General features: G+C 61.8%; 17 protein-coding genes. 10 read left to right on the top strand and 7 right to left on the bottom strand.

Annotated elements, in window-relative coordinates; translation table 11 throughout:
• Window positions 1-156 precede the first annotated feature (156 nt).
• From HRH33_RS12535 to HRH33_RS12505, 7 genes are all read left to right on the top strand, one after another.
• Entirely contained in the window at window positions 157-1,479 is a 1,323-nt protein-coding gene (locus HRH33_RS12535; protein ID WP_167418327.1) for an ABC transporter substrate-binding protein, read from the top strand.
• 154 nt (window positions 1,480-1,633) lie between these two features.
• Window positions 1,634-2,524, top strand: a complete 891-nt coding sequence (locus HRH33_RS12530) for a carbohydrate ABC transporter permease (RefSeq protein ID WP_034097137.1) — start codon at window positions 1,634-1,636, stop codon at window positions 2,522-2,524.
• 10 nt (window positions 2,525-2,534) lie between these two features.
• A complete protein-coding gene (locus tag HRH33_RS12525; protein ID WP_034137967.1) occupies window positions 2,535-3,365 on the top strand; it encodes a carbohydrate ABC transporter permease in 831 nt (276 codons plus the stop codon).
• Window positions 3,366-3,387: 22 nt separating this feature from the next.
• Entirely contained in the window at window positions 3,388-4,491 is a 1,104-nt protein-coding gene (locus tag HRH33_RS12520) for an ABC transporter ATP-binding protein (RefSeq protein ID WP_034097132.1), read from the top strand.
• 18 nt (window positions 4,492-4,509) lie between these two features.
• Window positions 4,510-5,991, top strand: coding sequence for a mannitol dehydrogenase family protein (locus tag HRH33_RS12515; protein WP_167418328.1), 1,482 nt, complete (start codon window positions 4,510-4,512; stop codon window positions 5,989-5,991).
• 138 nt (window positions 5,992-6,129) lie between these two features.
• Window positions 6,130-7,611, top strand: coding sequence for a xylulokinase (gene xylB / locus HRH33_RS12510; RefSeq protein WP_040268110.1), 1,482 nt, complete (start codon window positions 6,130-6,132; stop codon window positions 7,609-7,611).
• 12 nt (window positions 7,612-7,623) lie between these two features.
• Entirely contained in the window at window positions 7,624-8,562 is a 939-nt protein-coding gene (locus HRH33_RS12505) for a carbohydrate kinase family protein (protein ID WP_167418329.1), read from the top strand.
• Between the two features lie 96 nt (window positions 8,563-8,658).
• Here the strand turns inward: HRH33_RS12505 and HRH33_RS12500 are convergent, their stop codons facing one another.
• Window positions 8,659-8,928: a DUF1652 domain-containing protein gene (locus HRH33_RS12500; protein ID WP_047881940.1), complete on the bottom strand. Its 270-nt coding sequence runs from the start codon at window positions 8,926-8,928 to the stop codon at window positions 8,659-8,661.
• Window positions 8,929-9,173: 245 nt separating this feature from the next.
• A complete protein-coding gene (ilvA, locus tag HRH33_RS12495) occupies window positions 9,174-10,196 on the bottom strand; it encodes a threonine ammonia-lyase, biosynthetic (protein ID WP_167418330.1) in 1,023 nt (340 codons plus the stop codon).
• 274 nt (window positions 10,197-10,470) lie between these two features.
• Here ilvA and HRH33_RS12490 point away from each other — a divergent pair, with 274 nt between their 5' ends.
• On the top strand, window positions 10,471-10,671 hold the full coding sequence (locus HRH33_RS12490) for a ParD-like family protein (RefSeq protein WP_034137963.1): 201 nt from the start codon (window positions 10,471-10,473) through the stop codon (window positions 10,669-10,671).
• The gene (map, locus tag HRH33_RS12485; RefSeq protein WP_094066896.1) at window positions 10,671-11,438 is read left to right on the top strand and encodes a type I methionyl aminopeptidase; all 768 of its coding nucleotides are present in this window, start codon (window positions 10,671-10,673) and stop codon (window positions 11,436-11,438) included. Before HRH33_RS12490 ends, map begins: the two co-directional genes overlap by 1 nt.
• 765 nt (window positions 11,439-12,203) lie before the next feature.
• Here the strand turns inward: map and sfnG are convergent.
• Window positions 12,204-13,289, bottom strand: coding sequence for a dimethylsulfone monooxygenase SfnG (sfnG, locus tag HRH33_RS12480; protein ID WP_034137962.1), 1,086 nt, complete (start codon window positions 13,287-13,289; stop codon window positions 12,204-12,206).
• A 265-nt stretch (window positions 13,290-13,554) separates the two neighbouring features.
• Between sfnG and HRH33_RS12475 the strand changes: the two genes are divergently transcribed.
• On the top strand, window positions 13,555-14,793 hold the full coding sequence (locus HRH33_RS12475; protein WP_034097121.1) for an acyl-CoA dehydrogenase family protein: 1,239 nt from the start codon (window positions 13,555-13,557) through the stop codon (window positions 14,791-14,793).
• Between the two features lie 45 nt (window positions 14,794-14,838).
• Here the strand turns inward: HRH33_RS12475 and HRH33_RS12470 are convergent, their stop codons facing one another.
• From HRH33_RS12470 to HRH33_RS12455, 4 genes are all read right to left on the bottom strand, one after another.
• Complete coding sequence (locus HRH33_RS12470) at window positions 14,839-15,624, bottom strand: sulfite exporter TauE/SafE family protein (protein ID WP_034097119.1); 786 nt, start codon at window positions 15,622-15,624, stop codon at window positions 14,839-14,841.
• 92 nt (window positions 15,625-15,716) lie between these two features.
• On the bottom strand, window positions 15,717-16,487 hold the full coding sequence (locus HRH33_RS12465; protein ID WP_167417554.1) for a class I SAM-dependent methyltransferase: 771 nt from the start codon (window positions 16,485-16,487) through the stop codon (window positions 15,717-15,719).
• Between the two features lie 66 nt (window positions 16,488-16,553).
• A complete protein-coding gene (locus tag HRH33_RS12460) occupies window positions 16,554-17,858 on the bottom strand; it encodes an ATP-binding protein (RefSeq protein WP_167417553.1) in 1,305 nt (434 codons plus the stop codon).
• Between the two features lie 3 nt (window positions 17,859-17,861).
• Window positions 17,862-18,563: a response regulator gene (locus HRH33_RS12455; RefSeq protein ID WP_034097114.1), complete on the bottom strand. Its 702-nt coding sequence runs from the start codon at window positions 18,561-18,563 to the stop codon at window positions 17,862-17,864.
• Window positions 18,564-18,619 lie beyond the last annotated feature (56 nt).

Here is an 18,619-nt window from a genome sequence, read left to right as displayed (position 1 = left end):
TAGTGCAAAAAAGTATCAGTCCCAGTGTTCCCAAGGATTTGTCACACCGCCAATTGAAGGCTGTAATCAACGCACACTCTTCCTGACTCCCTGTAGGAAGACACAACAACAATAACTGTCCTTCCGTAGCCCCTGGGCGCGGAAATGGAGTGCGCGATGAAGTTCCCAGCAAAAGCTCTGCTTGCCTCTACGTGTATGACTGCATGTATGACCCTTAGCGCCGTCAGCCTTGGCGCGCAGACCCTGACCATTGCCACCGTCAACAACAGCGACATGATCCGTATGCAGAAGCTCTCCAAGACCTTCGAGGCCGAGCATCCGGAGATCAAGCTGAACTGGGTGGTACTCGAAGAAAACGTGCTGCGCCAACGCCTGACCACCGACATCGCCACCCAGGGTGGGCAGTTCGATGTCTTGACCATCGGCATGTACGAAGCCGCACTCTGGGGCGCCAAGGGTTGGCTGGAGCCGATGAAGGACTTGCCGGCGTCCTACGACCTGGACGATGTGTTCCCTTCGGTGCGTGACGGTTTGTCCGTCAAGGGTTCGCTGTACGCCCTGCCGTTCTACGCCGAAAGCTCGATCACCTACTACCGCACCGACCTGTTCAAGGACGCCGGGCTGACCATGCCTGAGCACCCGACCTGGAGCCAGATCGGCGAATTCGCCAGCAAACTCACCGACAAGAGCAAAGAGCAATACGGCCTGTGCCTGCGCGGCAAAGCCGGTTGGGGCGAGAATATGGCGCTGATCACCACCCTGGCCAACGGCTACGGTGCGCGCTGGTTCGACGAAAAGTGGCAGCCTGAATTCAACGGCCCGGAATGGAAGAACGCGCTGAACTTCTACGTCGACAACATGAAGAAATCCGGCCCGCCGGGGGCTTCCAGCAACGGCTTCAACGAAAACCTGGCGCTGTTCAACAGCGGCAAGTGCGCGATCTGGGTCGACGCCAGCGTCGCCGGCTCGTTCGTCACCGACAAAACCCAAAGCAAAGTGGCCGACCACGTCGGTTTCACCTTCGCGCCCCATGAAACCACGGACAAAGGCACGTCGTGGCTGTACTCCTGGTCCCTGGCGATCCCGACCAGTTCCAAGGCCAAGGACGCCGCCAAAGTATTCACCAGTTGGGCCACGTCCAAGGAATACAGCCAGTTGGTGGCCAAGACCGATGGCATCGCCAACGTACCGCCAGGCACGCGCAAGTCGACCTACAGCGATGAGTACATGAAAGCCGCGCCGTTCGCCAAAGTGACCTTGGAATCGTTGAAAGTCGCGGATCCGACCAAGCCGACGGAGAAACCGGTGCCGTACATCGGGATCCAGCTGGTGACCATTCCTGAGTTCCAGGCGATTGGTACCCAGGTCGGTAAGTTCTTCTCCGGTGCGCTGACCGGTCAGCAGACGGTTGATGCAGCATTGACTGCGGCGCAGACCACCACCGAGCGGGAAATGAAGCGGGCCGGTTACCCCAAATAACCTGAGCCTCACCACCGTCAAGGTGGGAGAGGGCTTGCCCCCGATAGCAGTGGATCAGCCAACTGATTCATCGACTGACACTCCGCTATCGGGCGCAAGCCCCCTCCCACACTGACCGCACTCCGATCCTTGCTCCGCACTGGCGTTAATTACCATGAATACACCTGCCAAAAACCGCCTGGCCAACCCCGGCTGGTTTCTCGTCAGCCCCTCGGTCGCCCTGCTGTTGCTATGGATGATCGTGCCGCTGGGCATGACCCTGTACTTTTCGCTGATTCGCTACAACCTGCTCTACCCCGGCGAGAATGAATTCGTGGGACTGGAGAATTTCACCTACTTCATCACCGACTCCGGCTTTTTGCCCGGCGCCACCAATACCCTGCTGCTGGTCGGCAGTGTGCTGTTGATCAGCGTGGTGTTCGGCGTGTTGATCAGTGCGCTGCTGGAGGCCAGTGAGTTCTTCGGTCGCGGCCTGGTGCGGGTGTTGCTGATTTCACCGTTTTTCATCATGCCCACCGTCGGTGCGCTGATCTGGAAAAACCTGATTTTCCACCCGGTATCCGGGGTGCTCGCCGCCGTGTGGAAACTGTTCGGCGCCGAGCCGGTGGACTGGCTGGCGCATTACCCGTTGCTGTCGATCATCATCATTGTGTCGTGGCAATGGCTGCCCTTCGCGATCCTGTTGCTGATGACCGCCATGCAGTCCCTCGACCAGGAACAAAAGGAAGCCGCGCGCCTGGACGGTGCCGGCGCCATCGCGATCTTCTGGCACCTGACCCTGCCGCACCTGGCGCGGCCGATTGCCGTGGTGGTGATGATCGAAACCATCTTTTTGCTCTCGGTGTTCGCCGAGATCTTCACCACCACCAACGGTGGCCCGGGCTACGCCTCGACCAACCTCGCGTACCTGATCTACAACCAGGCACTGGTGCAGTTCGACGTGGGCATGGCCTCGGCCGGCGGCTTGATCGCCGTGGTCATCGCCAATATCGCGGCGATCATCCTGGTGCGGATGATCGGCAAAAACCTGACTGACAAGCCTTGAGGGCCGCGCCATGACGCTTCAACAATCCCGTCGCCTGCAAAGCCTGCTGCTCGGCACCCTGGCCTGGGCCATCGCGATCCTGATTTTCTTCCCGATCTTCTGGATGGTGCTCACCAGCTTCAAGACCGAAATCGACGCCTTCGCCACGCCACCGCAGTTCATCTTCACGCCGACCCTGGAGAACTACCTGCACATCAACGAACGCAGCAACTACTTCAGCTATGCATGGAACTCGGTACTGATTTCCTTCAGCGCTACCGCGCTGTGCCTGCTGATCTCGGTGCCCGCGGCCTACTCCATGGCGTTCTACGAAACCCAGCGCACCAAACGCACGCTGCTGTGGATGCTGTCGACCAAGATGCTGCCGCCGGTGGGCGTGCTGATGCCGATCTACCTGTTGGCCAAAAGCTTCGGCCTGCTGGATACGCGCATCGCGCTGATCATTATCTACACCCTGATCAACCTGCCGATCGTGGTGTGGATGGTCTACACCTACTTCAAAGACATCCCTAAGGACATCCTCGAAGCCGCGCGCCTGGACGGTGCCAGCCTGTGGCAGGAAATGGTCCGCGTGCTGCTGCCGATTGCCAAGGGCGGCCTGGCGTCCACCGTGCTGCTGTCGCTGATCCTGTGCTGGAACGAAGCGTTCTGGTCGCTGAACCTGACCTCGTCCAGCGCCGCGCCATTGACCGCGCTGATCGCCTCTTACTCCAGCCCCGAAGGCTTGTTCTGGGCCAAATTGTCCGCCGTTTCGACCCTGGCCTGCGCGCCGATCCTGATCTTTGGTTGGATCAGCCAGAAACAGCTGGTGCGCGGCCTGTCCTTCGGTGCAGTTAAATAATAATTCCTAGCGGAGGCCCGTCATGGCCAACCTGAAAATCAAGAATCTGCAAAAAGGCTTCGAAGGTTTCTCGATCATCAAAGGCATCGACCTGGAAGTGAATGACAAAGAGTTCGTAGTCTTCGTCGGCCCATCAGGCTGCGGAAAATCCACCTTGCTGCGCCTGATCGCCGGCCTGGAAGAGGTGAGCGACGGCACCATCGAACTGGACGGGCGCGACATCACCGAAGTGACCCCGGCTAAGCGCGACCTGGCGATGGTGTTCCAGACCTATGCTTTGTACCCGCACATGAGCGTGCGCAAGAACATGTCGTTCGCCCTGGACCTGGCCGGTGTCGATAAGAAACTGGTGGAGAGCAAAGTCAGCGAAGCGGCGCGCATCCTCGAACTGGGCCCGCTGCTGGAGCGCAAGCCCAAGCAACTCTCCGGCGGCCAGCGCCAGCGTGTGGCCATCGGCCGGGCCATTGTGCGCAACCCCAAGATTTTCCTGTTCGACGAACCGCTGTCCAACCTCGACGCCGCCCTGCGCGTGCAGATGCGCCTGGAGCTGGCGCGCCTGCATAAAGAGCTGCAAGCGACCATGATCTACGTGACCCACGACCAGGTCGAAGCAATGACCCTGGCCGACAAAGTCGTGGTGCTTAACAGTGGCCGCATCGAACAGGTCGGCTCGCCCCTGGAGCTGTATCACCAGCCGGCCAACCTGTTCGTGGCGGGCTTTTTGGGTACGCCGAAGATGGGCTTCCTCAAAGGCCAGGTCAGCCGGGTCAGCGGCCAGGACTGCGACGTGCAGCTGGACGCCGGGACATTGGTCACATTGCCGTTGAGCGGCGCCAGCCTGAGCGTCGGCAGCGCGGTGACCCTGGGCATTCGCCCGGAACACCTGGAAATCGCCACGCCGGGGCAAACCAGCCTGACGGTGACCGCCGATGTTGGCGAGCGCCTGGGCAGCGACACGTTCTGCCACGTCATCACCGCCAACGGCGAGCCGTTGACCATGCGTATCCGTGGCGATATGGCCAGCCAGTATGGCGAGACGCTGCAACTGCACCTGGACCCGACGCACTGCCACCTGTTCGACACCGATGGCAACGCCGTGGCCCGCCCACTGCGCGCCGCCGCCTGATTTCGCGAGTATTACGCTATGAAGCTGAATAAACAGAACCTCACCCAACTGCCGCGTGAGATCCAAGTGCCGGCCTACGCCATCGCCAGCACCTCCCAGGGTATCGCCCATATCGGCGTCGGCGGCTTTCATCGCGCACACCAGGCGTATTACACCGATGCGCTGATGAACACCGGCGAGGGCCTGGACTGGAGCATCTGCGGCGTCGGCCTGCGCGCCGAAGACCGCAAGGCCCGCGACGACCTGGCCGGCCAGGACTTTCTGTTCACCCTGTACGAACTGGGCGACACCGACGACACCGAAGTACGCGTGATCGGTTCGATCAGCGACATGCTGCTGGCCGAAGACGGCGCCCAGGCGCTGATCGACAAATTAGCCGAGCCCGCGATTCGCATCGTTTCGCTGACCATCACCGAAGGCGGCTATTGCATCGACGACAGCACCGGCGAATTCATGGCGCACCTGCCGCAGATCCAGCATGACCTGGCACACCCGCAAGCACCGACAACCGTGTTCGGCTTTATCTGCGCCGCGCTGACCCAGCGCCGCGCCGCCGGCACGCCGGCCTTCACGGTGATGTCCTGCGATAACCTGCCGCACAACGGCGCGGTCACACGCAAGGCGCTGCTGGCCTTCGCCGCCCTGCGCGATGCCGAGCTGCATGACTGGATCGCCGCCAATGTGAGCTTCCCCAATGCCATGGTCGACCGCATCACCCCCATGACCAGCACCGCGCACCGTCTGCAACTGCATGACGAACACGGCATCGACGATGCCTGGCCGGTGGTGTGCGAGCCGTTTGTGCAGTGGGTGCTGGAGGACAAGTTCGTCAACGGCCGACCGGCCTGGGAAAATGTCGGCGTGCAGTTCACCGATGACGTTACCCCTTACGAAGAAATGAAAATCGGCCTGCTCAACGGCAGCCACCTGGCCCTGACCTACCTGGGCTTTCTCAAGGGCTACCGGTTTGTCCACGAAACCATGAACGACCCGCTGTTCGTGGCCTATATGCGCGCCTATATGGACCTGGACGTCACACCGAACCTGGCGCCGGTGCCGGGCATCGACCTGACCGAGTACAAGCAGACCTTGGTGGATCGCTTCTCCAACCAGGCCATCGCCGACCAACTGGAGCGGGTCTGTTCGGATGGCTCGTCGAAGTTTCCCAAGTTCACTGTGCCGACCGTCAACCGCCTGATTGCCGATGGCCGCGAGACCGAGCGCGCGGCGCTGGTAGTGGCCGCCTGGGCCCTGTATCTCAAAGGTGTGGATGAGAACGGCGCGCGCTACAACATTCCCGACCCGCGCGCAGCGTTCTGTCAGAGCCTGGTCACTGACGATGCGCTGATCAGCGTACGCCTGCTGGGGGTGGAAGAGATTTTCGGCACGGCTATTCCCAATTCGCCTGCGTTTGTGGCAGCGTTCGAGCGGTGTTTTGTCAGCTTGCGGGATAACGGCGTGACCAAAACCCTGCAGCAGTTACTGAAAAAACCGGCTTAGAAATGTGGAAGGGAGCTTGCCCCCGATGGCGCTGGGTCAGTCAACTTATTCATCAACTGACCTCCCCTTATCGGGGGCAAGCCCCCTCCTACATTGGGATAGCATTTAACTTCCAACAATAATGCTGAGCACCCCCTCATGACCCAGCAAAACCTGTTCCTCGGCATCGACTGCGGCACCCAGGGCACCAAGGCTATCGTCCTCGACGCGAGCAGCGGCAAGGTACTGGGCCTCGGTGCTGCGGCCCACACCCTGATCAGCGCTGCCAATGGCCGCCGCGAACAGCACACCCAGGAATGGCTGGACGCTTTCACCGAAGCCACCCATCGCGCCCTGCAACAGGCCGGCGTCGACGGCCAGGACATCCTTGGCATTGGCGTATCCGGCCAGCAGCATGGGCTGGTGCTGCTGGATGAGCACGGCCAGGTACTGCGCCCGGCCAAGCTGTGGTGCGACACCGAAACCGCCGCCGAGAACGACCGCTTGTTGGCCTACCTCGGCGGCGAGCGTGGCTCTCTGGAACGCCTGGGCGTGGCCATTGCACCCGGCTACACCGTCTCCAAACTGCTATGGACCCGCGAACAACACCCGGACCTCTTCGCCCGCATCGCCCATATCCTGCTGCCCCACGATTACCTCAACTACTGGCTCACCGGCCGCGCCGTCGCCGAGTATGGCGATGCGTCGGGCACCGGTTACTTCAATGTGCGCAATCGTGAATGGGATACGGCCCTGCTGCGGCACATCGACCCGAGCGGCCGCCTGGAGCGGGCCCTGCCGCCGTTGATCGAGGCCGATCAAAGCGTGGGCACTATCCTGCCAGCCATCGCCGAACGCCTGGGCATCAACCCCAACGCCGTGGTCTCCAGCGGCGGCGGCGACAATATGATGGGCGCCATCGGCACCGGCAATATCGCGCCGGGGGTGATAACCATGAGCCTGGGCTCGTCCGGCACCGTGTATGCCTTTGCCGACCAGCCCAACGTCAGCCCCCAGGCCTCGGTGGCGACGTTCTGCTCGTCCAGCGGCGGCTGGTTGCCGTTGATCTGCACCATGAACCTGACCAACGCCACCGGGGTGATCCGCGAGCTGTTCGAGCTGGACCTGCCTGCCTTCAATGCCTTGGTCGAACGCGCGCCCATCGGCGCCGACGGCGTGAGCATGCTGCCGTTTCTCAACGGCGAACGCGTACCCGCCCTGCCCCACGCCACCGGCAGCCTGCATGGGCTGACCATGACCAACCTGACCCGCGCCAACCTGTGCCGCGCAGTGGTCGAGGGCACGACCTTCGGCCTGCGCTACGGCCTCGACCTGCTGCGCCAGACCGGCCTGCAAAGCCAGAGCATCCGCTTGATCGGCGGCGGTTCGAAAAGCCCGGTGTGGCGGCAGATGGTCGCGGATATCATGCACACCGAAGTAGTCTGCACCGAACAAAGCGAAGCCGCCGCCCTGGGCGCGGCGATCCAGGCGGCGTGGAGCCAGACCGGCGAATCCCTGGCCAGCCTCTGCGACAGATGCGTGAGCGTCGACCCGGCCAGCCGTACCGTGCCGGTGGCAGCCCATGTCAGCGCGTATCAACAGGCTTACGAGCGCTATCAGCAGCTCGTGGCAACCCTTTAAGAGCGAGCGATTATGTATCTGGTATGTGGTGAAGCGCTGTTCGATTTCTTCAGCGAGGAAGGCGCCGGCGGCAAGGCGTCGAAGGTCAGTTACACGGCGATTGCCGGCGGTTCGCCGTTCAACGTGGCCGTTGGCCTGCGTCGCCTGGGCATCAAGGCCGGCCTGTTCGGGGGGCTTTCCAGCGATTTTCTTGGTCGGCGCCTGCTGCAAGTGCTGCGGGATGAAGGCGTCAGCGAGGATTACCTGGTGGAATTCGCCGCGCCGACCACCCTAGCAATGGTCGCCGTGGGCGCCAACGGCTCACCGCAGTACAGCTTTCGCGGCGAAGGCTGCGCCGACCGCCAATTGCAGGTGAGTCACCTGCCGCAACTGGACGATAGCGTGCGCGGACTGCATGTGGGTTCGTTCTCGCTGGTGGTGCAACCGATCGGCGACACCCTGCTGAACCTGGTCAAGCGTGAAAGCGGCAAGCGCCTGATCAGCCTCGACCCCAACGTGCGCCTCAACCCGCAGCCGGATATCCAACTGTGGCGCGACCGCGTAGCGGAACTGGTCAAGCACGCCGACTTGATCAAGGTCAGCGACGAAGACCTGCACCTGCTCTACCCCGGCCAATCACCGGAAAGCGTTCTGCAGGGCTGGTTGCAGCACCGTTGCCAGTTGGTGTTCCTTACCCGCGGCGGCGATGGCGCCAGTGTATTCAGTCGCCAGCACGGCAACTGGTCGCAACCGGCGGTGGACGTTGTGATGGCCGACACAGTGGGCGCCGGCGATACCTTCCAGGCAGCATTGATTGCTTGGCTGACGGAGCATCAATTGGATTCGGTGGAGGGTCTGCAACAGCTCAGCCGCGAGCAGATCGACGCCATGCTCGGCTTTGCCATTCGCGCAGCGGCATTGACCTGCACCAAGACCGGTCCGGACCTACCGTATCGCCAGCAATTGGGTTGAAAGCATAGGGGGAATTGCGCAAGGACATACCACCGTTTTGGGCCTGGCGTTAATCCAGGCCCACAGTTCTTCGGTGGTTCAACCGCAGACGACGGCTTAGTAGTAGCCGCGCGCCCCGGCGCGTTGCAGTACAGGTGCATGGGTATGCTTGAGGTCTTCACGCAACCCGGTGATCAGATTGCAGATGGCGCGACTGCTGTCGAGTTTGTCTGCGTTGATGCCTTTGACTTCCAAGTCCACCCGGTCACGGTCGCGGTCGTCGTACACCTTGATCGTCAGCGAAGCATCTTCGGCTTTGGTGCATTCGCACCGTTTAGGCAGGAAACTTCCTTCAATAATGCTGCGTAATTCAAGTTCCGAAAGCATGGTCAACCTCTCCTTTTTATAGAGTGCCAACAGATTGTTGTGTTTATGCCAGGCATACGCCTGCGACGTCTTACCAGCCTTGGAAGACGCCTTCACTGAGCAAGCGTACCCGGCAAAATCGAGTTGCGTTGTAACCTTTCCTCATAAGCGACCCTGGGTTTTATATAACTAAAACTTGAACTTTTCGCCGCTGTTTAAAATATCGGCGAATAGCATCGATTAAACGTTTAACCGGCGGTTTACGCTTAAACGGCTAACTGGGCACCCACTCTGTCAGCAACATATCGCAAACTATCAAAGTTGATATTTGCCCCGGAATTTACCGCTACCAGGGTCTGCCTCTGCACGCCGCGTTGGGCGACAAACCTGCGCATTCCCGCCACCGCCAACGCACCGGATGGCTCGGTGATGGAGCGGGTATCGTCGTAGATCAGCTTGATGGCGCTGCACAGTTCGTCGTTGCTCACGGTGATGACGTCGTCCACCCAGTCGCGGCATATTTCAAAACCGTAGGCGCCGATCTGCGCCACCGCGGTGCCGTCGGCAAACCCATCGACGCTGGGCAACACCACCCGTTCGCCGGCACGTAACGCCGCCAGCAAACAACTGGAGCCTTCGGCTTCGACCCCGATGATGCGCACCTCGGGCCGCAGGTATTTGACATACGCCGCGATCCCCGCGATCAGCCCGCCGCCGCCCACCGGTACGAAGATCGCGTGCAGCGGGCCCTGTTGCTGGCGCAGGATCTCCATCCCTACCGTGCCTTGACCGGCGATCACATCCGGGTCGTCGAAGGGCGAGACAAAGGTGCCACCGCTGGCCTCGGCCAAGGCCAGCGCATGGGCCAGGGCAAACGGAAAACTCGGCCCATGCAGCACCGCCTCGGCGCCTCGGGAGCGCACGCCCTGCACCTTTAAATCCGGCGTGCTGCAAGGCATCACGATCCGCGCCTTGATCCCCAGTTCCCGCGCCGCCAGTGCTACGCCCTGGGCGTGGTTGCCTGCTGAAGCGGTGATGACCCCTTGAGTGCGCTGCGCGTCGCGAAGTTGCACCAATTTGTTGTAGGCACCGCGCACCTTGAAGGAAAAGGTCGGCTGCAGGTCTTCGCGCTTGAGCAGCACTTGGTTGCCGAGCAACGCCGACAGTGCCGGGGCCGCTTGTAACGGCGTGCGCACGGCCAAGTCATAGACCGGCGCGGCGAGGATCTTTTTTACATAGTGCTCAAGCAAACGTGTATCGGACGTCGCTGGGGCTGTGGGGGTACTCATCGGTGTCTCCTGGCGGTGTGTGTAGGGCCCAGGAGACGGAAAAACAAAACCCGCCTCTAGGGCGGGTTTGGGTGCAGCCGTGCGCTATCCCGCCAACTGAGGAATGGCGGTAATAATGCTTGGCTGGCGAAAGAAGGTATGAAATGTCATGAAACGAAACTAACCGCCTACCGTGTGACCCGTCAATCGGCTTATGGGATTTTGCTATTGGGGGTTTACGTCAAATATACGAAACATATACGCTTTGTATATCCGTTCTGACACAGTGAACACCATGGGCATCGTTAAGATCACCGACCAACTGCACGAACAATTACGCCTAGCCAGCGCGACGATGGACCGCTCCATCAACGCTCAGGCCGAGTTCTGGATCAAAGTCGGCCTGCTCGCCGAACTGAACCCCACCCTGACCTACAACGACTTGATCAACAAACTGTTGCTGGACAAACCCGAACTGATCCGAGGGCGTGAATGATGATCAAGACTGCCGCCCAACTGGCTGTGATGCGCGAATCCGGTCGCCTACTGGCCCAAGTGTTCGACATGCTCGACGGCTTCGTCGCCGCCGGTCGCTCGACCCTGGAGCTGGACGCCGCCGTCGAAGCGTTTATCCGCAACGACTTGCAGGCCCGCCCCGCCAGCCTCGGCCAGTACGACTACCCGTTCAGCATCAACACCTCAATCAACGAAGTGGTGTGCCATGGCATGCCCAGCGCCAAGGACGTGCTCAAGGACGGCGACATCATCAACATTGACATCACCCTGGAAAAAGGCGGCTTTATCGCCGACGCCAGCAAGATGTATATGATCGGCACCGTCGCGCCCAAAGCCCGGCGCCTGGTGGAGATGACCTTCGAGGCAATGTGGGCCGGTATCCGCCAGGTCAAGCCTGGGGCGCGCCTGGGCGATATCGGCCATGCCATCCAAAGCCACGCCCAAGCCAATGGCTACAGTGTGGTGCGCGAATACTGCGGCCATGGCATCGGCCGGCAGATGCACGAAGAACCACAGATTCTGCACTTCGGCCGCCCCGGCACCGGGCTTGAGCTGCGCGAAGGTATGGTGTTTACCGTCGAACCGATGCTCAACCAGGGCAGCGCCAAAGTGCGCAGCCTCAAGGACGGCTGGACGGTCGTCACCAAAGACAACAGCCTGTCGGCGCAATGGGAACACACCGTGGCGGTGACGGCCGACGGCTACGAAGTCCTGACCCTCCAGCGACCGCCCACTCTCAGAGGCTGAAACCCAACCAGTGTTGAGCAGGCTTGCCCCGCGCTGGGCTGCGAAGCGGCCCCAAAACCTGACGACCGTTTATGCCAGGCACACCGCAGTGATTGGAGAAAGGGCCGCTGCGCGTCCCGGCGCGGGGCAAGCCCGCTCACCACAAAACGCTCATGTGCTCAGGTGATGTTTCTACCGGAGATATTATGTAGATACCGATGCTCATCGGGGATGCCTACACAACTCTCAGAGGCTGACACCCAGCCACGTGGTGAGTAGGCTTGCCCTGCGCTGGGCTGCGAAGCGGCCCCAAACCTGACGACCGTTCATGCCAGGCACACCGCAGTGACTGGAGAAAGGGCCGCTGCGCGCCCCGGCGCGGGGCAAGCCCGCTCACCACAAAAAGCTCATGTGCTCAGGTGATGTTTCTACCGGAGATATGTAGATACCGATGCTCATCGGGGATGCCTACACAACTCTCAGAGGCTGACACCCAGCCACGTGGTGAGCAGGCTTGCCCCGCGCTGGGCTGCGAAGCGGCCCCAAGACCTGACGACCGTTCATGCCAGGCACACCGCAGTGATCGGAGAAAGGGCCGCTGCGCGGCCCGGCGCGGGGCAAGCCCGCTCACCACAAAAAGCTCATGTGCTCAGGTGATGTTTCTACCGGAGATATGTAAATACCGATGCTCATCGGCGATGCCTACACAACTCTCAGAGGCTGACACCCAGCCATGTGGTGAGCGGGCTTGCCCCGCGCTGGGCTGCGAAGCGGCCCCGCTGGTCCTCACGCCACCTGCCTGATCCCTGCCTTGGCCTCCAATTCGCGCACCAGCGGCAATACCCGCTTGCCGAAGTACTCCACTTCTTCCTGGAAGTGCAGAAAGCCCGCCAGCACCAGGTCCACGCCCACGGCCTTGAGCGCGACGATGCGTTCGGCGATTTGTTGCGGCGTGCCGATCAGGTTGGTCTTGAAGCCGTCGTTGTACTGCACCAGGTCTTCAAAACTGGACTTGGCCCAGTTGCCCTCGCCTTCGGGCGAGGCCTTGCCGGCTTGTTTGGCGGCGTCACCGAAGGCGTTCACCGCTTGCGGGTCGGCTTTGTCGATGATTTCGGCCAGCACGGCGCGGGCTTCCTCCTCTGTGTCGCGGGCAATCACAAAGGCATTCACGCCGATCTTGACCGAATGGTTGTTCGCCGCAGCCTTGGTGCGGATGTCATCGACCTGGGCCTTGATACCTTCCGGGGTATTGCCATTGGTGAAATACCAATCCGACACCCGCGCGGCCATATCCCGCGCGGCCCGCGAGCTGCCGCCCTGGAACACTTCCGGCCGGCCCAGCGGCTTGGGCTTGAGGGTGTAGTTGTTGAAGCGGTAGAAGTCGCCCTTGAAGGTGAAATCATCCTGGGTCCAGATGCCTTTAAGCGCGCGGATAAATTCTTCGGAGCGACGATAGCGTTCGTCGTGCTCCAACCAAGGCTCGCCGATGGCCTGAAACTCGCCCTTGAACCAGCCGCTGACGATATTCACCGCGATGCGGCCGTTGGTGAGCTGGTCGATGGTCGCCAATTGCTTGGCCGCCAGCGCCGGCTGCCAGGGCCCTGGCAGGATCGCGGCGATAACCTTGAGTCGGGTGGTGGCGGCCAGCAGGGCATGGCTGAACGCCACGGACTCATGTTGGTTCTCGGCACCGTAACCGGCGGTGAAGCGGATCTGGGTCAGGCCGTACTCGAAGCCCGCCGCTTCGGCCAGTTGCGCCAATTTGCGGTTGTAGTCGATGCCCCAGTGGGTGCGTTGCTCGATCTTGCTGACCACCAGCCCACCGCTGACGTTGGGCACCCAATAGGCAAATTTCACGGCTTGCTGACTCATCGAACGGTACCTCGCACAAAAGGGATGTACCGAAGGGTTGAGCAGCAAGCGTGCCAGCCTGGGCAAAGCCCCCGAGCCAGGGCGGTTGCGCGGGATATTGCCGGCGGGGATCCCTTGGCGGCGAGTGTCGGGCTTCGCGCCTTTTGTCGGATCGCTGTTGCCAGGGCAACAGTTCTAACCCTCCAATCCCCATAAACACTGGGCTCGGCGCCCGGCACGGAGTGTGCAACTGCCCTTGCACCGATCACCGCCCAGGAACCGTCCCATGACCGAACACCACATCATCAATCCGCTGGCTACCGGCGCCGACTATGCCGCCCTGGCGGCGCGCTTTCGCCCGATTTTCCAACGCATCGCCGAGGGCGCGCTGGAACGGGAAAACACCCGCACCCTGCCCCACGCGCCGATCCAATGGCTCAAAGAGGCCGGTTTTGGCGCCGTACGCGTGCCGGTGGAATACGGGGGTGGCGGCGCCTCGCTGCCGCAGTTGTTCGCGCTGCTGATCGAACTGGCCGAAGCCGACTCCAACGTGCCCCAGGCCCTGCGCGGGCACTTCGCCTTTGTCGAAGACCGCCTGAATGCCGCGCCCGGCGCCGGCCGTGACCTGTGGTTCAAGCGCTTCGTCGACGGCGACATCGTCGGCTGCGCTTGGACCGAAATCGGCGCAGTGGCCATCGGCGAGGTGGTCACCCAAGTGACACCGAACGGTGATCAGTGGGCGCTCAATGGCGAGAAGTTCTACAGCACCGGCAGCATTTTTGCCGACTGGATTGACGTGTACGCCCAACGCAGCGACACCGGCGGCGACGTGATTGCCGCCACCCGCGCGCGCCAGCCTGGGGTGGTGCACAGCGATGACTGGGACGGCTTTGGCCAACGCACCACCGGCAGCGGCACGTCGCGCTTTACCAATGCCGTGGTGGAGGCGGAAAACCTCATCGACTTTGCCACCCGCTTCAAATACCAGACGGCATTTTATCAACTGGTGTTGCTGGCCAGCCTCGCCGGGATCGGCCGCGCCGCGCTCAAGGACGTGGCGCAGCACGTACGCAGCCGCAAGCGCATCTACAGCCACGGCAATGCGGCCCATGTCAGCCAGGACGCGCAGATTCAGCAGGTGGTGGGCGAAGTCGCCGCCCTGGTGTATGCCGCCGAAGCCAGCGCGTTGAAGGCTGCGGAGCCGGCGCAACGAGCGTACCTGGCGCGGTTCGGCGGGGATGAAGTGGCCGAGCGCGAGGCCAATGTGGCGGCCGAAATCGAATCGGCCACGGCGCAGGTGGTGGTGTCGGAATTGATTCAGCGGGCCACCAGCGAACTGTTCAATGCGCTGGGAGCTTCGGATGTGCGCCAAGGCAAGGGTTTGGACCGGCATTGGCGCAACGCGCGGACCGTGTCCTCGCACAACCCGGTGATCTACAAGGCGCGGATTGTGGGGGATTGGGTGATCAATGGCACCGAACCGCCGTTCGTTTGGCAGATCGGCAATGGCCCGGCGAAAGACTAAAACAGAATGAGCCGAACCCTGTGGGAGGCGCTTGCCCCTCCCACCTCAGAACGCCAATTTGTAACCGACGGCCATCAACATAACCGCCAGGCACGGGCGCAATACACCGTCCGGGATCTTGCCGGTCATATGGCTGCCGATGTAGATCCCCGGCAGCGAGCCCATCAGCAGAAAGCCCAGCAGGTGCCAGTCCATATTGCCCATGCCGGCATGGCCCAGGCCCGCCACCAGGGTCAGCGGCACGGCGTGGGCGATTTCGGTGCCCACCAGTCGGCGCGTGGCCAGGAACGGATAGAGGATAAACAGCGCCACGGTGCCCAGGGCGCCGGCGCCAATGGAGGTCAGGGCGACCATGGTGCCGAGGATCGCTCCGGTAAGCACGGTCAAGGCATTCAGGTTGCGCGGGTTCATGTGGTAGCTGTCGCCGGCATGACGCTGGGCGAAAGCCAACAGGGTTTTCTTGAAAAGAATCGCCAAAGCGGTCAACAGCAGCACCACGCCGAGGGCCTGCTTGATCACCGCGTTCATTGCGCTGGGGTCGGTGTGCAAAGTGGCCAGGAACCACAGGGTCAGGAGCACGGCGGGCACACTGCCGAGGGTGAGCCAACCGGTGATGGTCCAGTCGATGTTCTTGTTCTTGCTGTGCACCAGCACGCCGCCGGACTTGGTAATAGCGGCGTACAGCAGGTCGGTGCCTACGGCCGTGGCCGGGTTGATACCGAACCACAACAGGATCGGCGTCATCAAAGAACCGCCGCCGACGCCGGTCATGCCGACGATAAAACCCACGATCAGGCCGGCAATGACAAAACCAAAGTTACCCACTTCCATTAACAGCTACCTGCGGCCATATAAATTACTGGCCGCAGGATAGCGATTTTTCTTATAACCACTTATACCAATATGATCTGACTTTATGCCTTTTACGCCAGCCGGTGACACACGTAAGCCTGCGTCTGGTAAGGAAACGCTACGGTCTCACGCCCGCGAAGGTCGGGATGGGTGTCGATCAGGGTGCGCAGTTGCGCGGTGACGCGGGCCTTTTGCGGGTCCGGCAGCGCCGCAATGAAACTCACCGAGAGGAAGCGATCAATGATCACTTCCTGGGGGCTGCCTACGTGCTGGTAGGCAAAACAGGTCAGTTCGGGCATGGAAAAATACTCGCCGCGAAAGGCATCACGCCAATGGCCCGTATGGAACCGTGGGGTATCGCCTTCATAAGGCGTGATGATCTCGGTGATCGCCGCCACCCAGTCCACCGACTCGTCGCGCACATTCCACACCAGGCCCAGGCGCCCATCGGGCTTGAGTACACGGTGAATTTGCGCCAATGCCGGCTGTGTGGCGAACCAGTGGAAGGCCTGCGCGCACACGACGACGTCGGCACTCGCCGTGTCCAGGGGCATGGCGTCGGCGGTACCGGAAACCAGACGTACACCGGGCAATGCCTTGAGCAGTTGCTCGCCCATCTGCGCCACGGGTTCCACGGCGATAAGCGTCGGCGCCAGGCTACTGAGCAAGCGGGTGAACTTGCCGGTGCCGGCGCCTAGGTCGACCACCGTTGACTGGCCGGTAACCCCCAGCGTCTCGCTGAGCCAGCCCGTGAGTTGGCGGGGGTAATCTGGCCGCCCCTGGGCGTAAGTGGCGGCCTGGGTTGAGAAACCTAGTTGAGCAGACGCGTGAACGGCGGTCATGGTCAATCTCTCCTCGGGTAAAACGGGGCCACAGTATGCTCTTTTGCCCGCCTGCTTGCAGGCCGATCAGCTCGCGCTGCTGGGCAACCACACCCGAAACCGCGCGCCGCCCAGCGGTGAAGCCTGGGCGGTCAACGTCCCGCCCTGAGCCTCCAGCGCACGCCGGCTGATCGCCAGGCCCAGACCGAAGCCGCCAGTGGCACGGTCGCGGCTGCGGTCGAGACGGTAGAAGGGTTCGAAGATGCGCTCTCGCTGCTCCAGCGGAATGCCGATGCCGTCATCGTCTACCCAGATCTCACAGCCCTTGGGACATACCTTGACGCCCACCTGGATGCGTTTTTCGCAGTAGCGCGTGGCGTTGCGCAGCAGGTTCTGCAACGCGCGGGCGGTGAGGCGTGGGTCGAGACTGAAGCGCTCGACGGCACAATCGAGCGCCACATCGATGACGATTTCGGGGTTTTCCAGTTCGTCATCGACGCTGCCTAGCACGCTGTCGATAAATTCATCGAGCACCACGTCCACCCGCTCCGGCAGTTGCGACGGGTTCTGCAAACGGCTGTAGGACAACAACTCCAGCACCAACTCGTCCAGCTCACGGATATGCGCCACCAGGCCCTGCAGGCGTTCGCGGCTGGCCTGGGGCAGGTCTTCGGACAGTGCCAGGGCCAGGCCGAAGTCCAGACGCGTGAGGGGGGTGCGCAGTTCATGGGAGACCGCGTTGAGCAGGTCGCGCTGCTGGTTGAGCAAGTGCTCGATGTCGTCGGCCATAGTGTCGAACACCGCGGCCAGGCTGCCGATAGTGGAACGGGCCGAGATTCCCGTGCGCTCCGTCAAATTACCCCGGCCCAACTGCGCGGCAGTGCTTTTCAAGCGCTCAAGGTCGCGCCAGTGCGGGCGCAGCCAGGTCAGCAGGCACACCAGCAGCGCGGCGACAATCAGCACGTTGATGGCCCAGTACAGCAAGTTCATGTCCAGCGGGTCCGGCGGGATGGTCAGCTTGACCACAAACTGATCGTTGATCGGCGAGCTGATCTCTTCCATCCAGCCCCACTCCCCCAGGCGCACCACCGGTTTGCCCTGCTCCAGCAAGCGCGCTTCTTCGAGGGTATAACTGGCGTCCTGCCGCAGCAGCAGTTGCACATGCAGCGGCGCGAATTCCCGCCCCAGTTGCTCGGTTACCTGAGACCAGCGCTCCACCGGCGCACGTTGATACTGCTTGACGATCAGGTGTTGCTGGCCGCGGGTCTGCTCGATGTTGTAATTCAGGTAGCGGTGTTCAAACAGCTGGATCACCAGCTTGGGAATCAGGTAGATCGCGGCGCTATAGGTGACGATAGTGATCAGAAAGAGGCGAATCAGCACGCGCAGCATGGGTCAGCATTCCCACTCGGAACGGCTGAACAAGTAACCCTTGCCCCATACCGTTTTGATCTTGCGCGCTTCGCCGGCATGGTCGTCGAACTTGCGCCGCAGCTTGGAGATGGCCACGTCCACCGAGCGATCGGTGCCGTTGAACTCGATACCGCGCAGGCGTTGCAGGATCTGGTCGCGACTGAGCACTTCGCCGGCGTGCCGCGCCAGCACCACCAGCAGGTTGTATTCGCCGCTGGACAGCTCCACGGCCTGGTCGCGCCAGGTCACGGTGCGCTCCGACAGGTCGATGCACAGGTTGCCCATCAGGATCTGATCGTTGGCCACCTGGGGTTCGGACAAACTGCTGCGGCGCAGCAAGGTGCGCACCCGTGCCAGCAGCACGCGGGGTTCGCAGGGTTTGGTGACGTAGTCATCGGCGCCCATTTCCAGGCCAAGTACCTGATCGTGGCTGTCGTCGCGGGCGGTGAGCATCAGGATCGGCAGACAGGCCGAGTCGGCGCGCAGCAGGCGGCACACCTGCAGGCCATCAAGCCCGGGCAGCATCAGGTCGAGGATTACCAGGTCCGGGGGATCACGGCGCGCGCGTTCCTGCACCAGATCGCCACGACTGAGCACGTTGACGTGGTAGCCGTTGCGCTCCAGGTAGCTGGCAATCAGCTCGGAGAGCGCGGCGTCGTCTTCGACCAGGAGGATGTTGGGCATGAAGGTGTTTCCAGAAAATACAGTGATGTGTCGTACACACACCCAATGCCGGAGGG

This window comes from Pseudomonas rhodesiae (assembly GCF_013285305.1).
GTDB lineage: Bacteria > Pseudomonadota > Gammaproteobacteria > Pseudomonadales > Pseudomonadaceae > Aquipseudomonas > Aquipseudomonas rhodesiae.
This window is presented reverse-complemented; position numbering and strand designations above follow the sequence as displayed.

Bases quoted from the DNA above. Each gene is read 5' to 3' on its own strand.
- HRH33_RS12470 (WP_034097119.1), bottom strand. From the start codon at position 15,624: ATGGAAGTGGGTAACTTTGGTTTTGTCATTGCCGGCCTGATCGTGGGT.
- HRH33_RS12505 (WP_167418329.1), top strand. From the start codon at position 7,624: ATGTATCTGGTATGTGGTGAAGCGCTGTTCGATTTCTTCAGCGAGGAA.
- sfnG (WP_034137962.1), bottom strand. From the start codon at position 13,289: ATGAGTCAGCAAGCCGTGAAATTTGCCTATTGGGTGCCCAACGTCAGC.
- HRH33_RS12500 (WP_047881940.1), bottom strand. From the start codon at position 8,928: ATGCTTTCGGAACTTGAATTACGCAGCATTATTGAAGGAAGTTTCCTG.
- HRH33_RS12490 (WP_034137963.1), top strand. From the start codon at position 10,471: ATGGGCATCGTTAAGATCACCGACCAACTGCACGAACAATTACGCCTA.
- HRH33_RS12535 (WP_167418327.1), top strand. From the start codon at position 157: ATGAAGTTCCCAGCAAAAGCTCTGCTTGCCTCTACGTGTATGACTGCA.
- HRH33_RS12475 (WP_034097121.1), top strand. From the start codon at position 13,555: ATGACCGAACACCACATCATCAATCCGCTGGCTACCGGCGCCGACTAT.
- HRH33_RS12455 (WP_034097114.1), bottom strand. From the start codon at position 18,563: ATGCCCAACATCCTCCTGGTCGAAGACGACGCCGCGCTCTCCGAGCTG.
- HRH33_RS12525 (WP_034137967.1), top strand. From the start codon at position 2,535: ATGACGCTTCAACAATCCCGTCGCCTGCAAAGCCTGCTGCTCGGCACC.
- HRH33_RS12465 (WP_167417554.1), bottom strand. From the start codon at position 16,487: ATGACCGCCGTTCACGCGTCTGCTCAACTAGGTTTCTCAACCCAGGCC.
- HRH33_RS12530 (WP_034097137.1), top strand. From the start codon at position 1,634: ATGAATACACCTGCCAAAAACCGCCTGGCCAACCCCGGCTGGTTTCTC.
- HRH33_RS12515 (WP_167418328.1), top strand. From the start codon at position 4,510: ATGAAGCTGAATAAACAGAACCTCACCCAACTGCCGCGTGAGATCCAA.
- map (WP_094066896.1), top strand. From the start codon at position 10,671: ATGATCAAGACTGCCGCCCAACTGGCTGTGATGCGCGAATCCGGTCGC.
- HRH33_RS12460 (WP_167417553.1), bottom strand. From the start codon at position 17,858: ATGCTGCGCGTGCTGATTCGCCTCTTTCTGATCACTATCGTCACCTAT.
- HRH33_RS12520 (WP_034097132.1), top strand. From the start codon at position 3,388: ATGGCCAACCTGAAAATCAAGAATCTGCAAAAAGGCTTCGAAGGTTTC.
- xylB (WP_040268110.1), top strand. From the start codon at position 6,130: ATGACCCAGCAAAACCTGTTCCTCGGCATCGACTGCGGCACCCAGGGC.
- ilvA (WP_167418330.1), bottom strand. From the start codon at position 10,196: ATGAGTACCCCCACAGCCCCAGCGACGTCCGATACACGTTTGCTTGAG.